At 57.2% G+C, this 15,992-nt stretch carries 15 protein-coding genes and 1 tRNA gene; 8 read left to right on the top strand and 8 right to left on the bottom strand.

Features of this window, described 5'->3' with window-relative positions; genetic code table 11:
• Positions 1-31: 31 nt before the first annotated feature.
• The 5 genes from GVK95_RS05125 (at position 32) to rfbB (ending at position 6,101) form a co-directional block, all read left to right on the top strand.
• Positions 32-934 carry a hypothetical protein gene (locus tag GVK95_RS05125; protein ID WP_159947157.1) on the top strand — a complete coding sequence of 301 codons (903 nt, stop codon included), beginning with the start codon at positions 32-34 and terminating at the stop codon, positions 932-934.
• Between the two features lie 630 nt (positions 935-1,564).
• Complete coding sequence (locus tag GVK95_RS05115) at positions 1,565-2,413, top strand: class I SAM-dependent methyltransferase (protein WP_159947153.1); 849 nt, start codon at positions 1,565-1,567, stop codon at positions 2,411-2,413.
• 574 nt (positions 2,414-2,987) lie between these two features.
• On the top strand, positions 2,988-3,875 hold the full coding sequence (rfbA, locus tag GVK95_RS05110; protein WP_159947151.1) for a glucose-1-phosphate thymidylyltransferase RfbA: 888 nt from the start codon (positions 2,988-2,990) through the stop codon (positions 3,873-3,875).
• Positions 3,872-5,011 carry a dTDP-4-amino-4,6-dideoxygalactose transaminase gene (gene rffA / locus GVK95_RS05105; RefSeq protein WP_159947149.1) on the top strand — a complete coding sequence of 380 codons (1,140 nt, stop codon included), beginning with the start codon at positions 3,872-3,874 and terminating at the stop codon, positions 5,009-5,011. The genes rfbA and rffA overlap by 4 nt, the downstream gene beginning before the upstream one ends.
• 4 nt (positions 5,012-5,015) lie before the next feature.
• Positions 5,016-6,101, top strand: coding sequence for a dTDP-glucose 4,6-dehydratase (rfbB, locus tag GVK95_RS05100; protein WP_159947147.1), 1,086 nt, complete (start codon positions 5,016-5,018; stop codon positions 6,099-6,101).
• Positions 6,102-6,394: 293 nt separating this feature from the next.
• Here the strand turns inward: rfbB and GVK95_RS05095 are convergent, their stop codons facing one another.
• Together GVK95_RS05095 and GVK95_RS05090 are read right to left on the bottom strand one after the other, a co-directional pair.
• Positions 6,395-7,450, bottom strand: a complete 1,056-nt coding sequence (locus GVK95_RS05095) for a hypothetical protein (protein WP_159947145.1) — start codon at positions 7,448-7,450, stop codon at positions 6,395-6,397.
• Positions 7,451-7,628: 178 nt separating this feature from the next.
• Positions 7,629-7,703 (bottom strand) — tRNA-Gln (locus GVK95_RS05090).
• 173 nt (positions 7,704-7,876) lie between these two features.
• Between GVK95_RS05090 and GVK95_RS05085 the strand changes: the two genes are divergently transcribed.
• The 3 genes from GVK95_RS05085 (at position 7,877) to GVK95_RS05075 (ending at position 10,867) form a co-directional block, all read left to right on the top strand.
• Positions 7,877-8,437, top strand: coding sequence for a type 1 glutamine amidotransferase domain-containing protein (locus GVK95_RS05085; RefSeq protein ID WP_159947143.1), 561 nt, complete (start codon positions 7,877-7,879; stop codon positions 8,435-8,437).
• A 284-nt stretch (positions 8,438-8,721) separates the two neighbouring features.
• Positions 8,722-9,828 carry a hypothetical protein gene (locus GVK95_RS05080; RefSeq protein WP_159947141.1) on the top strand — a complete coding sequence of 369 codons (1,107 nt, stop codon included), beginning with the start codon at positions 8,722-8,724 and terminating at the stop codon, positions 9,826-9,828.
• Positions 9,829-9,922: 94 nt separating this feature from the next.
• The gene (locus GVK95_RS05075; protein WP_159947139.1) at positions 9,923-10,867 is read left to right on the top strand and encodes a DUF1499 domain-containing protein; all 945 of its coding nucleotides are present in this window, start codon (positions 9,923-9,925) and stop codon (positions 10,865-10,867) included.
• Positions 10,868-10,895: 28 nt separating this feature from the next.
• On the opposite strand, the gene GVK95_RS05070 is transcribed toward GVK95_RS05075, so the two are convergent.
• From GVK95_RS05070 to GVK95_RS05045, 6 genes are all read right to left on the bottom strand, one after another.
• Entirely contained in the window at positions 10,896-11,834 is a 939-nt protein-coding gene (locus tag GVK95_RS05070; protein WP_200844200.1) for an MBL fold metallo-hydrolase, read from the bottom strand.
• The gene (locus GVK95_RS05065; RefSeq protein WP_159947137.1) at positions 11,831-12,127 is read right to left on the bottom strand and encodes a cupin domain-containing protein; all 297 of its coding nucleotides are present in this window, start codon (positions 12,125-12,127) and stop codon (positions 11,831-11,833) included. Before GVK95_RS05065 ends, GVK95_RS05070 begins: the two co-directional genes overlap by 4 nt.
• A 451-nt stretch (positions 12,128-12,578) precedes the next feature.
• Positions 12,579-13,463, bottom strand: a complete 885-nt coding sequence (locus tag GVK95_RS05060) for a nucleotidyltransferase (RefSeq protein ID WP_159947135.1) — start codon at positions 13,461-13,463, stop codon at positions 12,579-12,581.
• A 12-nt stretch (positions 13,464-13,475) separates the two neighbouring features.
• Entirely contained in the window at positions 13,476-14,417 is a 942-nt protein-coding gene (locus tag GVK95_RS05055) for a patatin-like phospholipase family protein (protein ID WP_159947133.1), read from the bottom strand.
• A gap of 368 nt (positions 14,418-14,785) precedes the next feature.
• Positions 14,786-15,025, bottom strand: coding sequence for a hypothetical protein (locus GVK95_RS05050; RefSeq protein ID WP_159947132.1), 240 nt, complete (start codon positions 15,023-15,025; stop codon positions 14,786-14,788).
• Positions 15,026-15,314: 289 nt separating this feature from the next.
• The gene (locus tag GVK95_RS05045; protein WP_159947130.1) at positions 15,315-15,935 is read right to left on the bottom strand and encodes a tyrosine-type recombinase/integrase; all 621 of its coding nucleotides are present in this window, start codon (positions 15,933-15,935) and stop codon (positions 15,315-15,317) included.
• Between the last annotated feature and the right edge of the window lie 57 nt (positions 15,936-15,992).

Genomic DNA, 15,992 nt, shown 5'->3' with positions numbered 1-15,992 from the left:
GGCGCAGATCTTCAACCAGTAAGAGGCTAGAATGCGTTGGAAACGACTTGGACGTATTGTTGAACCTAAACGCTTGGGCGACTGGTGCTGGTCGCACGCTGCCTACCCAATTCCGCTGGTGACTGGCGACCAGGCAGTTCGAATTTTCTTCAGTGTTCGTGACAAAGAGAACCGTGCCCATTCGGCGAGCATCGACTTTCATATAGTTGACGAGTCCGCCACTCAGGCGTCGGAAATAAAAGGCCCGTTGTTTGGTCCCGGGCCGCGTGGCGGGTTTGACTGCGACGGAGTAACAATAAGCTGCCTAGTGCCACACAACGAAAAACTGCTGGCCTATTATCTCGGTTGGACGCTGACCAAGACGGTACCTTTCACCAATTTCATAGGGGTCGCCATTGGGGACTCTGACGGGACAAAGTTTACACGGGTTCGAGCCTCGCCAATCATAGGCCGCTCTGAACTAGACCCTTTCAGCGTGGGCTATCCTTTTGTCATGAAAGACCGTGACGGATGGCGTATGTGGTATGGCACCCACCTGGAATGGGGTGCGACTGGACTTGAAATGACTCATGTCATCAGGGAAGCGGAATCATCGGACGGCATCAACTGGACGCCGTCTAAGGAAGTTTGTATTCCCGTCATCGGGGGCGATGAATTTGCCGTATCCAGACCATGGATACTCGAGTGCTCAGATGGCTACACGATGTTCTATTCCCGGCGCTATTCGCAGTATCGCCTTGGCAGCGCACGGTCAGTCGATGGACGCAATTGGATACGCGACGATAAGGATTTTCCATTTATCGGCAAAGCCGAAGCGTGGGAAGCTGATGCCCAAACGTATGCGAGCTTCTTCAAGCTGAAGGGCAAAAATTATATGATTTACAATGGAAACGACTATGGTCGAACGGGCATAGGGTTGGCGATCTTGGAATAGAAGATTTTAACCCGTATCAACGCAGAAACCCTCAGGCAGATTTAGGTTACCATCGGACCGGATGTCTTGATAATTGGTAAGTTATGTCGCGGTTCTTGTCTATCTGGATCTAGGTGATGGCCTAAGAGCGGCTCGGCTGTTCTTTTCCTTGCTTCCGTTTCAGTCATCTTCTGGGCGAACAGACTACATATTTTCAGATCGGGCACTGATATGGGAAGGCGATTTTGGAGAAACTTGATCACGTATGGCAGCCTGGTAAATGAAGGCATTTCGCTTCGGAATCGTGGGGCTGGCCCAGAATGCTACATGCTATGCGCTCACCTTGGTGCTTATTTGGGCAGGGCTAGCGGCTTGGCAAGCAGTCCTATTGGTCAATCCAATTGCCGTGGCCGTCACGTTTTTTGTCCATCGTGGCTGGAGCTTTTCGGGGTCTAGTGCAAAGGGTCAATGGTGGAAGTATACTGTGATATACATGATTGCATATATATTCGCTGTCTTGTTTACCTGGGCTCAGGAATCAATCGGAATCCCATCTTGGTTGACGGTAGTCGTCACGACAATCACTGCTGCAGGCGCAATCTACGTCTCTTTACGCCTTTTTGTTTTCCGCGATAACCCAGGAGATAGCCTGTGAAAAATCCAGAGTGGCTGGAGAAGTGGTGCAAAGAGGTTGAAGGAATCTACAAGGGAACTGATGGGATATGGACGAGCATTACGTCCAGCGAGGTGTCATTCCCTACCGACACCCAAAGCGAGTTGGCAAAGGTTGAAGAAATTTCTTACTGGTTTGCCCACCGAAACAACATCATCGCCGACGTAGTCGCCTTATTTCCGCCAAATGGCCCGATATTTGACATCGGAGGGGGGAACGGTTTTGTTGCTCGCGGGCTTATTGCGCGTGGCTACGACGCGATGGTGATCGAGCCCGGCCATCTAGGTACAATCAGCTGCACTTCGCGTGACGTCCCCGTGGTCCGCGCCGCCTTCCAGGACATTGTGCCGCCGAAAGAGCGCACATCAGCTATTGGGTTGTTTGACGTACTGGAACACATCGAAAATGACGATGCCGCATTGTTTCGTCTAAATCAAACCTTGATCCCGAGCGGCATGTTGTATGTGGCTGTTCCTGCTTTTCAATCGCTCTGGTCACAGGAAGACATAGATGGGGGCCACTTTCGACGATATTCTGTCTCAGGCTTGAGGGAAAAGCTAAATCGCGCAGGGTTTGAAGTCGAGTTCGAAACATATTTTTTTGCAAGTCTTGTGTTGCCAATGTTTTTCCTCCGAACCTTGCCGACCAAGCTTGGAGTACGGTCCCATGTTAACATGAAGCAAACTGCGGCCGAGCATAGTCTTCCAAAAGGCCCAATCGGACACTGGCTGAGCCGCTCGTTTGAGAAAGAGCAGCAGCTTATAAGCGGCGGTCGTTCGGTATCATATGGCACGAGCTGCATAGTTGCAGCGCGAAAGATTACTTAGCAGAGATCTGGATCGGGAATTTTTAGCCGCGAGGATAGGTGGTACCTCTGCCCAACTTTGACTTCCATGCCACGAACAAAAAGTACATAACGAGGGACGGCGGCGATACCATGGTCTTGCCTTCAATAAATATGTCTTACTTGCTGCCGTCTCAATAGACGCTGGTGGCGCCAGATTTTGAAATGGATCTCGTTACCCACTGCCGAAAATTGTATTTGCGCAAGCTCTTCAAACAAGGGCTAAAATGTTGGCGGCAGCACGTCTCCGAACTGATGAAGATGGGCGTCAAGGCGATCGGCACCATAAGTGTACGTGACGGCACTATGTCTTCGTTGAACGGCTTGGGTAATCGGATACGTGGAGATATATCTGTATGCCTGCTTGCTGGTCCGAGGCCCTGCGCTGCCAACGGAGATTACATGAATCATACAACGGCCGACGGACACACTCACCCCTGGGCCGGCAGCTTTCAGACCAAGCTTACTTCGACGGTATCCACCATAGCACCAGACGTTTGACTCCATCTTGCCAACAAATAATGCATAGACTTCATCAACGAACTGACGGACTGGCAATGAAAGCGATTGTTCTTGCAGGCGGCACAGGGTCGCGGCTTTACCCCCTTACACAGATTTCCAGCAAGCAGCTGCAGGCGGTCTTCGACAAACCAATGATCTACTATCCTCTGACCGTGCTCATCGCTTCTGGCGTCAGCGAGCTATGCATCATCTCGACGCCCGCAGATCTACCGCGATATCGACAGTTGCTAGGAGATGGAAGTCAATGGGGAGTGGTGATCCAGTATCGTGAGCAAGCACGACCGGAGGGTATTGCTCAGGCATTTTTGATCGCTGCGGATTTTGTTGGCTCCGACGACGTGATCCTGATGCTCGGCGACAACATTTTTTCCGGCGGTGATGATTTCCCTAGGGCAGTGTCCGGATTCCAGGGCGGGGCAACAATCTTCGCGTATCACGTTAAAGATCCGGAGCGCTATGGCGTTGTGGAATTCGACAAGAGCGGCAGAGCGATTTCGATTGAAGAGAAGCCGACAATACCCAAAAGCAGCTACGCCGTCCCTGGTGTATACATATATGACCATAGCGTGGTCGACATCGCGAAGGCGGTTAAGCCGTCTGCACGCGGTGAGCTTGAGATCACCGCGGTCAATCTTGAATATCTGCGGCGCGGCACATTGCAGGTCCGGCGGTTGAGCCGTGGTTTTGCTTGGCTCGACGCGGGTACCAGTACGGCTCTGCATGAAGCTTCCTCCTACATCGAGGCTATCGAGCGACGGCAAGGTGTCAAAATCGGTTGCCCCGAAGAAGCTGCCCTTACGAGAGGCTTCCTCACTATCAAGCAGTTCGAGAAGCTGATCACTCGCATGCCCCAGTGCGAATACAGCGAATACCTGAGCAATGTATCCGATGAATGGCATAGGCTTAACGAGGGACAAGAGTGAGCAACCGAATAGAATTCAACCGACCATTCATGACTGGAAAGGAACTTGAATACATTGCCAAAGCAAAATCAGGAAACAAGCTTGCGGGTGATGGTCCGTTTACAAGAAAGTGTCACGAATGGCTTGAAAGGACCGCTGGCTGCGACAAGGCTCTGCTAACCCACTCCTGCACCGCCGCATTAGAGATGGCGGCCCTTCTCCTGGACATCGAACCGGGCGACGAGATCATAATGCCATCGTACACCTTCGTGTCGACAGCGAACGCATTTGTCCTACGCGGCGGTGTTCCCGTATTTGTCGACATACGGGAGGACACCCTCAATCTTGACGAACGTCTCGTAGAGTCAGCGATAACCCCACGCACACGCGCTATAGTCCCTGTGCATTATGCGGGCGTTGCATGCGAAATGGACACCATTCTGAGCATTGCGAAGAAACACGGCCTGAAGGTTGTGGAGGACGCGGCGCAGGGTGTGATGGCATCTTACAAAGGGCGCCCGCTTGGTAGCATCGGCGAACTTGCGGCATATAGCTTTCACGAGACGAAGAACATCATTTCAGGAGAAGGTGGCGCGCTACTGGTCAATGATCCCGCGCTCGCGTTGAGAGCCGAGATCATCCGCGAGAAAGGTACCGACCGGAGCCGCTTCTTCAGAGGCGAAGTTGATAAATACACTTGGCAAGAGGTGGGCTCCTCGTTCTTGCCAAGTGAATTGATCGCGGCCTTCCTGTGGGCGCAGCTTGAGGAATCTAAGCGCATCACCGACGACCGTCTGGCGATCTGGGAAAATTACCATACGATCCTTGAACCGCTCGAAACCGAGGGGCTACTCCGTCGTCCCATCGTTCCGGAAGATTGCCAGCACAATGCCCACATGTATTACGTATTGCTGCCGGAAGATGCGGATCGCGAAAAAGTCTTAGGTCTACTGAAAAGCAACGGCATCTCTTCGGTGTTCCACTATGTCCCTCTTCATTCCTCACCAGCGGGAAAGAGATTTGCGCGGATATCAGGCGAGCTGAACGTCACAGTATCGCATTCGGAACGATTGGTGCGTCTGCCATTGTGGGCGGGCTTAAAAATCGAGCAGCAAGAACGCGTCGCAACCATTCTGGCTGAAGCATTGAGAGGATGAGGCAATGAAGATCCTCGTTACCGGGGGCGCCGGCTTCATCGGCTCGGCGGTTGTGCGCTATATCAACAGGCATACTGACGACCACATTGTAAACGTGGACAAGTTGACGTATGCGGGCAACCTGGAAAACCTCGCCGAAGTCTCGCAGTCAGATCGCTACGCGTTCGAGCATACAGACATCTGCGATCGCTTACAGATAGAGCGCATCTTCACCGAACATCAGCCTGATGCCATCATGCACTTGGCGGCGGAGAGCCACGTAGACCGCTCCATAGACGCGCCTGCGGCATTCATTGAAACCAATGTGATCGGAACCTACACCCTGCTTGAGGTTGCCCGCGGCTATTGGCAAGAGCTGCCGGATGAGCGCAAAAGGACTTTTCGATTTCATCACGTTTCCACCGATGAAGTTTACGGCGACTTACCGCACCCGGCCGATGAGAGTGGCGCGGAGCACCATCTCTTTACGGAAACAACGGCCTACACACCCAGCAGCCCATACTCCGCCAGCAAAGCCAGTGCAGACCATCTAGTTCGCGCCTGGTCGCGCACTTACGGGCTACCTGTTCTGGTGACCAACTGCTCCAACAACTACGGCCCGTATCACTTTCCAGAAAAGCTGATTCCGCTAACAATCCTGAACGCGTTGGAAGGCAGGCCGCTCCCCGTCTATGGCAGCGGAGACCAAATTCGCGACTGGCTATACGTGGAAGACCATGCTCATGCTCTTTATACCGTCCTAACCAGAGGGAAACTCGGAGAGACCTACAATATCGGCGGCAACAACGAGAAACAGAATATTGAAGTCGTCCGCGCGATATGCGACCTGCTTCAGGAGTTAGCGCCTCCGTCAGCTGGAGCAAGCTTTCAAAGTTACCGTGAACTCATCACATTCACTTCTGACCGCCCAGGCCATGACCGCCGGTATGCGATTGACGCAAGTAAAATTGAGCATGATCTTAACTGGCAGCCCGCCGAGACCTTCGATACGGGCCTCAGAAAAACCGTCGAATGGTTTTTGGCTAATCTCGACTGGTGCCATCGCGCGCAAGGAAACTATGGGCGACAGCGTTTGGGGCAGAGCAGATGAAATGGAATTTCACCTGGTTGGTTTAAGCTACCGCTACGGGACTTCGGCTCAATCTAACCCGACGCCCGCTTCATACCTCTGATGATTAACCATAACAGGGCTCTTTGTTCCGGATGCGTTCTGCCCCCTTGCCGGAGCATCATCTCCGGGTTATGTCTGCAGTGTCTTCGGAAACGTCCTGGTTCTGCAGACACTTAGCGGCCCTCGCCGGTGCTACCAACACCAAACGAGGGCCTGACCAGCAACCTTCTCAAGAAAGGCCACCGGCTATGTCGACCCTTAACTGCTTCGCTTCACCATCGGAAGCATGTTCTCTTCCTTCTCCTGTTGAAAACTTCGGGCGGCTGCTGCGGCGATCCATTCTGATCGCTGACTGACGCGCCTTCCGGATCGTGCTCACCGGCTCGAATGTGGAACTCGTTTCCGCAGCGGCGGACCCGTGTCCGCATGGGTCGCGCTGAGCATCGATCCTGGTCAATTGAACAGGAGATTTGATTATGACGTCTAAGAACACCTCCGTCGCCGACGCGACGAACCATGCCCACGCCGTTGACCGCGAGCAGATGTCCCACTCGCTCGGCACCCTCGTGAATGACGTGGTTGACACCGCTTTGTCTGCGGGATTGCTCTTGAACCCTGACGGGCCGTGGAGTGTGCGGGGAAGGCGCCGGTGCACTGGCGACCGGAGCGGTGGCAAATGCCTCCTGGATGATCGCAAGATCATCTTCGCGGACGCCTGACCACCGGCGTTGCGTGTTCAGGAGGGCAGCTGCGTGCCCCCGAAGATAGAGCGATTCGGCATAGCCCAGATCCAAGGGCGATGGCCGAATGCCATATTGTTCGAGGAGGCCTTCCAGATACTTCTTGCCAACGCGCGCGAAATTATTCTCCTGATAGAATTTCAGCACCGATTTGGTCATCTTGATAAGGTCGTCGTCGAGACCGGCGTTGCGGAGATCGCGCTCCTCTGTGGGGCCAACGACAGCGTCCCGTCCCTGCGCGGCAAGCAGCCGATAGGCCCAGCCGGCCGCAGTTTCACTGCGTCGGTTGCTTTCGGCGTTCCGCGCCGATCCGGACTTTACGGCGTCGAGCCAATCACTCTTTTCCCGCGCAACCTGAATGAGGATCTGTCGTGCGACATCGGCTGGTATCATTTTGGTCTTCAGGTCCGATTGAAGACGATGGCTGGCGAGCGTGACCTCGGGCGCTATCCTCCTCGCCCGGTCCAACTCCTTGGTCTCGAGGCTCACTTCAAGCCTCACCCAATCATGGCGCCCGGTTCCAACCGGTAAACGGCGGCGCCACCAGTAGACGGAACCGCGTTTGAAGACGTGTTGAACTGCTGTCATGCTAAACCCTTTCTGAACAGGGTGAGCAGGATCATCAGCCTTCCCGGGCGATAAGTCCCTGGGCGACAGTCGTGTACGACAGTCCATGACGACAATCGTGTACGACAGTGCCCCCAATTCGATTCCCAGCTGAGAAAAACCGCTGGAAAACCTGGATTTCGCTTGACAAAAGAGGAAATGGCTGGGGCGCCAGGATTCGAACCTGGGAATGCCGGTACCAAAAACCGGTGCCTTACCGCTTGGCGACGCCCCAACAGGATCCGGGAGACAGATCTCCCAAATCGCGGTGGCGCCTGATTAGCAAAGCGCAGGGCCAGCGGCAACACCCCTTGCCCGCAACTTGCCAGTTTTTTACCGGAACGATCCCGCGTCTCTCGGGTTTCTTAAATATCCCAAGCGAAACGAGAGAGACGAAAGGACATATCCATGCCTTCCATTCAATCCGCCCATATCCTGATCCTCGCCACCGACGGTTATGAACGCTCGGAATTGCGTAAACCCCTGGAACAGCTCAAGGCCCGGGGCGCCAGGGTTTCGATTGCCTCGCTGACGCCGGCGCCGATCAAGAGCTGGGACGAGAAGAACTGGGGTGACAGCGTCGATGTCGATCTGACGGTCGATGCGGTCAAGGTCGAGGATTACGATGCGCTGGTCATTCCCGGCGGCCAGATCAATCCCGACATCCTGCGCAATGACAAGACGGCGGTCGAACTGGTGCGCGGCTTCGTCAAGTCCGGCCGGACGATTGCCGCGGTCTGCCATGGCCCTTGGCTGCTGGTTGAGGCGGATGCGCTGCGCGGTCGCAAGGCGACCTCCTATGCCTCGATCAAGACCGACCTGAAGAATGCCGGCGCCAACTGGCGCGACGAGGCGGTGGTTGTCGATCACGGCATCATCACCGCGCGCCAGCCGGGCGATCTCGATGCTTTCGTCGCCAAGATCATCGAAGAGGTCGAGGAAGGCCCGCACCAGAGCCGCGCGGCCTAGGCTTTCCTCGCTCTGAGGCGCAGCGGCGGTTTGTTTCGGCACCGCCGCCCGCTTCGGTGTGTGGATCCGTGCTGCCTCTCACGCTCGCCGTCCTTCGTTCCCCCTTGCCGCCCCTTGCCGCCCCTTGACGCGAGACTTCTCCGTCCAGCCAAGTGAAGGGCCAAGTGAAGGGCCAAGTGAAGGGCCAAGTGAAGATCGGCGAAGAGAGCCGTGGTGGGCGGTGACAAATCGGGCCGAGTGTGGAATAGCCGAAGGATCACGGATCCCGATGGGCGGAATGAAGCATGAGCCAGCGTCGCCTGCAGCAGAAGGCAAACCAGAAGGGCCGGCAAAAACGCACGGACGCTCAGTCCGGCGTGGCCGCGGCGGGGACCATCGCCAATGTCGACAGCAATGCCGGCAAAGATGCGACCGGTCTTTCACCGGCACGGATGCGTTTTGCCCGGATCGCTGCAACGGCGGGCTTCCGCTGGTCGCTGGCGTTGTTCATGGCCGGCGTCATCATCGTTGCGCTGGCTTTGTCGATCCCGCACGAATTTGCCTTTTTCGAACTCGGCTTCCTGTTCACCCTGTCGATCTATGACCTTGTTCTGGCAATGCTGGGCATTTCGGTCGCCGTCGGCATGGCGGGCAGTCGCCGCGAAATCTATCTGATCGTCGCCTGTTTCCTCGGCGTGATGGCGCCGATGATGCTGGCCTTCGATCCGATCTTCCATGCCATCCTGCAAAGCCCGCTGGGCGAAACGCTGTTCCTGATCGCGCCGATTGCGGTGATGCTGGCGGGTGTCGTGCTCTGGCTGCCGGCGCGGGCGCGGCGCATCGGCGCGCCGCTGGCGGCCGGCGTCGTCGGATTTTCGCTGTCGCTGTTCATCGGGTTGGACGATTTCGGCATCGGTATCCAGGAATTCACACTGACCGCCGTGCTCGGCGCGCTGTGGATCCTGCTGGCGCCCGGCCTTTTGTTGCGGAATTTTCGCGGCCCCTGGCTGACCATCCCGGCACGGATCATCGGATCGTGGCTGGTGGTGATCGGCATCATCGTGATGGTGTCGCTCTATGTGCCACTCGGCAATGATGCACCGGCACTTGCCGATCCGAGCATGCCCGACAATGGTGAGAATGGGGGGCAAAATGGAAGCCAGAACGGACAGCTGGACGCGCCCGCGCTGCCGCCGCTCGATCCGGCTGTCGAGGAAGGGCTTCAGGATGCGCCCGACAGTGGTTTTGAGCTGTTGCTCCCGGAGGATGGCGGCAATCCGCTGCTGAACGGCAGTACACTTGATCTCGGCCCGGCTCTCCGGCCGGATGCGGTTCCCGATCTTGGGCCGGATCTTGGGCCGGATCTCGAGCCGCAACCTCAGCCGAACAACCAGCCGGACGCTGTGCGTTGATCCGGCATAGCGCCGTACGATGCTTTGCGGTCGACGCCCCCGAAGGGAGCGGCTACACAAGGCAGACCAACCGCTTTGATTCCGGTGTTTCCGCATGATCATCCGCTTTGACCGCCCCGTGTCCCGTTCCGCCTTCCTGGCGCGCCGTCTCGGGCTGTTTGCGCTCGGCATGCTGGTTCTGGTGCTGCTCGCACATCGCTTCGGGCCGCTGAAGACGCCGGATTTCGTCGCCCTGGTGCTGATTGCGGCGATCCCGGCCATTCTGGCCGTGCCGCTGGCCCTGCTCGGTCTTGCACGGCTCTGGCAGATCGGCGCCCTGGGTGGCGTCGCGGCTACCTGGGCGCTGGTCTATGTCGCCCTGCCTCTGGCACTGCCGGGCTACGGCGCCTACCGCTATCTGACCCGGCCGGTCCTCTACGATGTGTCGAGCGATCTCACAGATCGGCCGGAATGGCTGTCGGTCCCCGATGCGCCGCAGCATTTCCTGCCCCGTCCGGCGCCGCCAGCCGGAGCCGCCACGGCGCAGGGCTCCGCCTATCCGGGCCTCACCGGCCGGCGCTACGAAGGCGCGCTCGACCGCGTCTATGAAGCGGTGCGCAAGGTGGCCGAGGCCAACCGCCTGGTGGTGACGGCGAGCCGCGGCCAGGAATATGCGATGCCGGACTTCGCGCTTCGCCCGACGACGGAAGAGATCGTCACGGCCAATGAACCGGCTCCGTCGGGCCTGCCACCGGCCGACGAAGCTTTGCCCGAGACAGGCCCCCTGCCCGCATCGCGTCCGAGCGACGAGCTGGCCAGCATGCCGCCGGAACCGACCGAGCCACCGGGCACGGTTCGCCTGCAGCTAACAACCCGCACGCTGATCCTCGGCCTGCCCTTCGACGCGGTCATTCGGCTGCGCGAAGAGGCGGAGATGACGCTGGTCGACATGCGGGTCGCCAGCCGGTTCGGGCCGCATGATCTCGGCTTCGGCGACCAGATCGCCGAGGATTTCCTGCATACGCTCGATGCGGAACTGCTGGGTATTGCCGGCAACTGAGTGCCGGATAAAGCGGAGCACGGCAGGTTCAGGCGATCCGGTATACGCCGAGAAGCCGGGCCGGACCGTCGGTCGCAACCAGCCCTTTTTCCACCAGATCCTCCAGATGGGCAAGCACCGAGAGTGCGGCTGCCCCATGCAGGCGCGGATCGGTTGAGGCATAGATCACCTTGACCATGTCCGGGATCAGCCGGTCACCCTGGCGGATGCGCTCCAGTATCGCACGCTCGCGCATGCGGCGATGGGTGCGCAGCCCGCGCAGAAAGGCGGGTGGATCGGTAACCGGGCCGCCATGGCCGGGAAAGTAGATCCGGTCGCGCCGTTCCAGCAGCATGTCGAGCGAGGCCATGTAGTCGGCCATGGCGCCATCCGGCGGGGCGACGATCGAGGTTGCCCAGGCCATGACATGATCGGCGGAAAAGACGATACCGCGGTCATCCAGCGCAAAGGCGCAGTGATTGGCGGTGTGACCCGGCGTGTGCAGGGCAGTGAGCTGCCAGCCATCGCCCTTGACTGTGTCGCCATGGGCCAGCGCGACATCGGGCTGGAACTCCATATCGGCGCTTTCGGCAAAGGGATTGGCCTCGCCCTCGTGCAGCGGCCGCGATGGGCGATGCGGTCCTTCGGCGACGATGATCGCGCCGGTCTCTGCCTTCAGGCGACGCGCCAGCGGCGAGTGGTCGCGATGGGTGTGGCTGACGGCGATATGGGTGACCTCGCGGCCCGCGAGCGCCTGCATCAGCGCGCGGAAATGCGCCTCGTCTTCCGGGCCCGGATCGATGACGCAGACCGAGCTTTCGCCGACGATATAGGTATTGGTGCCGTGAAAGGTAAACGGGCTCGGATTGTTGACGGTGATGCGCGCCACGCCATCGGCGAGCGGCACCGGCACGCCATGCGCCGGCTCGAAGGTCGTGACAAATTCCGGTGGCATATCCGGCGCAGCTTCGTCGCTGTCGCCGGTCATTTATACTCGATCTCGATGAAGCTCATCGGCTGGTCGCCGCCATTGACGACATTGTGCTCGACGCCGGCATCACGGCGATAGGCTTCGCCGGCGCGGCTGGTCACCCGGCGCTCGCCGGCCTCGTCCTCGATGAGGAAATGGCAATCGGTCATCGGCACCACGACATAACCGAGCCCATGCGTGTGATGGCCGGTCGCCGCACCCGGCTCGAAATCCCAGCGGGTGATGCGGGTGACGGCATCGTCGAGCACGACGGTCGGGATGGCAGGTGGGCGGGCGGAATAGCCGGGCATGGGGTGTCTCCGGGAGGAATGAGGGCACAACCTAGCCTGCGGCGGCGGCGGCAGCAATCGGGAGGATGGGGTGAGGTAGTGGAAGTGGAGGTCGAATTTGGAGCCTGAGGCGGACTGGCCGCTGCTGGTGCGGCCCACTCGAAAGCGGACCTCTGACGTTCGACAAGCGACTTCCGCATAAAGCCCTAAGCCGTCATAGAGAGTACGTTTTGCCTAGTCGTCGCTTGGGAGCTCCTCGTTTCACGGCGATAAACATTCTAATATGACCTGTGCAACTGGCCGAATTCCCGCTGTACGCTGTGCGCAAGGCCTATCGCTGGGCGGTGAGGGGAGAAAGAAGGATGCCGTCGCTGGCAGCGTTCATTGCCGATGTCCGGCTGGCGACCAGCGCCAACGTTTACACCCGCAAGGTCATGCTGGAAAAGTGGGTGAAGTATTCGGTAGAGGCGTCTCAGCCCCAGAATTTTTTGAGGGCGTACATGAACGACGCAAACTTAGCCGGCGACCAGCAGACGTCGTGGCCTTCCCGAAGTAGGTAGTGAATGCCGTTTGCGCAGGTAAACTCCTTCGTGTCGGCAATCGAAATGTAATTGATGCAGTTGGTGATGGTCTGTTGATACGACTTGCCGAAAAACTCATTAGGGACGTTGGAAATCAGGCCTTCGAGATAATATGACGGTGCAACACCCGCCTCAAGTGTACCTGCTGCGATCATCCGGTTCCGCATGTTTTTGAAGATGCGCACGGTTGGCTTGAAATAGCTTCCGGTATTCTGGTGCTTCGTCGTGCAGTTCGCTGAATGCTGCTTCGGGTAATTGACAATCTTGGTGCCGTCGCTCTTCCAGAAGACGATGCCCTCCCGAAAAGTTGGCTCTCCGTATGTGGGATAGGTCCAATAGTGACGATGCTCGGCGCAAGGAAGCACGTCCGCATCGCGCCGCGCGCCGCCGCCTGGAATGTAGATGGCCTTGGTGCCAGCCTTCACGCCGTTGCCAAAGTTTTTGGTAAGCCAGCCCGAAACCTCTTCCTTGAATTTGGCCAGGGAGTATTCGGCAGGCGAACGTTTCTGGTCGTAGTTTGCTTTGTCACCTGCTCCGAGAGAGCTTGTATCGGAGTAGAAAACCGAAGTAAGTCGAATAACCGTATCCACATCGCTGTCGGCATAGATGTTGGTATCGTTGCCGTACGATCCTTGCAGGAAAGTACCGAAAATTTTCAGGTAATACGGGGATTCGGTGTCGTTCAAGACGCCACTGATAGTCTTGTAGGTCGCCGCCGATTGCTGGACGCTGCCTAGTGCTGACCACGTATCGAGCTGGTTCTCGTTGATAGGCATTCGCAAATCCCGTTAGAGGAGGTATTCCTTGAGGAGTGGCTCATTCTTGGCGAAGGACTCACGCCCGCGCTGCCGAAGGATATTCAGCTTTTTCAGGTCATGCTCGAAGAGGTCCGTGGTCATTTCAGGCTGCTCGAACGTGTCGCTGATGCGGACCGTTGGCACGTCCTTGAAAAGGATCACGCGAAGCTGGTCCATCGATTGGGTGTTGATTTCCAGCGTCTTCTGCAAGAGTTGGAGACTCTGGAAATATTTCGCCCAGTACATGGCGCTGAAAAAACGCGGCTTGGGGCTAGGATAGACGCCGACACCGACGCTGACGACACGCAAGTCCTTGTGGGCAAGGTTCAGCGCACGGGTGGCATCGGCGATAGCGTAAAGGGTCGGATTGTTGGCGCAGTATCCACCATCGATAAGCTCAACCTCGTCACCCTTGCCTGTGGTGACGGTCTTCGGAGAGAAAAAGGGCACGGCAGAACAGGAGGCCTGGACGGCGTCCCCAATGGTCACCCCGAAGCCGGGAAGGAACGTACCCTTCCTGCCATGAGCTTGCTCGACACTTCCTTTGAAGATCATCGGCCGCTCGATCACCCATCTGGTGGTCACAATGCCGACGGCGGTTTTCACGGAATCAAATTTGGCTTCCTTGAAGATTTCCTTGGCAAGCTCGGCAAGCTTTGCGGATTTCTGAGAAGGCGTTTTTAGCCGCATGACCTCTGGCACATATTTGAGGTAGTGGGCGTGTATTTCTTTCACCGGCATGCCGAGGGCAATCATTGCCGCAATAATAGCGCCGGTACTTGTTCCAAAGACCAGGTCAAACTTTTCATGAAGAGGGCACCCGATAAGCCCTTCTATCTCCTCCAAGACGCCTAAAGTGTAGAATCCCTTCGCACCTCCGCCGTCAAGGCTGAGAATGCGGTACGGCTTTACTGCTTCGATGGCTTCGGTCATGGCGCTCACCTTCGACGACACAGTTACATGAATTGCGGTGACACGTCCTAAGGTTGTTGGCAGTATCCACAGGAGAACGAAAGACGAACTTGAAAACGAAAATCCTGCTCACCTGGCGCGCGTTGCCAACTGGAGTGTGCGGTTGCGGGCAACTGGAGCCGTGAGTGCGCCGGCCGAACAACCTGCCACCACCCCATCGGATTTGAGTGGCGCGGTATGAGCCAGAAGGCCAAGATGAGGAGGCCATTCTTCTGGGAAGCGCACCATCAGCATTCACGCAATACGATTCATTTGATGGGCAAGCGGCCGTGGGAAGCAAAATATGGCACCCAGCGGGAATTGCTGGATGCCACACTTGCTTCGATGGATCAGACCTCCACGTAGCCTTTATCAGTCAGGATATAATGCTTGTTGCTGTTGATGGTAATCCACCCCTGCTCAAGGGCGTAGTTTAAGCCCGCAGTGAGATCATCATTTGAGAGCCCGTGTTTGATGCCGTGCTGCATGACGTGCTGCTGCATCAGAACTTCACCCGAACGAACATTGTAGGATTTCATAGCATCGAGAATAAGTCGGCCCTGTTGCTCAGGGGTAAGCGGTTGCGGCATGTGTTTTTCCTCCATAGTTGAACAACAATCATATGGTGTGCCAGCTAGGGTGACGCTAGCCGCCACTACGGCAGTTGCCAGGCGCTCCGCTTCCAATTAGCCCAAGCTCTTCAAACCGGAGGTTTGACGTGGACCTTAACCTCTGATGGAAGACGTTGTCTTGGCAAGGGTGCCAGGCAGCAACGGACTGAAAATCGCCCGCACGCGTTCACGCAAAGGTGCAGATACTCGCGCAACGTCTCCTTTTGGCGCGAGAGGGACCATCGGCAATCCGCCGATGGTCACGAACCTACAGTTCAATCTGCTCAGCGATCCGCAGAGCATCGTCCACCTCGACACCCAGGTATCGGACGGTGCTTTCAAGCTTGGTGTGACCGAGCAGAATCTGCACGGCTCGGAGATTGCCAGTCTTCTTGTAAATCTGTGCCGCCTTAGTTCTTCTCAGGGAGTGGGTCCCGTAGGCGCTGGCTTCAAGTCCGATGGACGTTACCCATCGCTGGACAATCCGGGCGTACTGCCTCGTCGACAAATGCTGCGACGTCTTGCGGCGGCTTGGGAACAGATAGCTGCCGCCGCTACGTCGGACGAATGGGAGCCATGCTACAAGTGCAGCTTTCGTTTGCTCAGTCACTTCGAACTGTACGGGCCGCTTTGTCTTCTTTTGGATGATGGTGGCTCGATCCCTGACCGAGCTACCAGACCATAGGTCTTCGACCCTCAGTCTTACAAGGTCGCAAGCGCGAAGCTTGCTGTCTATGGCGAGATTGAAGAGCGCCAGCTCTCTGATCGCTCCGCTCATTTCCAGTCGAACACGGATCGACCACACGTTCTTGGGCTGAAGTGGGCGCTTCTGACCAACAAGAATACCCTTGTTCCAGGGGCGGCGGGGACGTAGTGGGATAATATCCATGACGAATTCTCCGCCACTCCTCCCGCCGCGTCGCCTCCATCAGGCAGCGGATGATAG

The organism is Rhizobium sp. 18065, from assembly GCF_902706095.1.
In the GTDB taxonomy this organism is placed as follows: domain Bacteria; phylum Pseudomonadota; class Alphaproteobacteria; order Rhizobiales; family Rhizobiaceae; genus Allorhizobium.
This window is presented reverse-complemented; position numbering and strand designations above follow the sequence as displayed.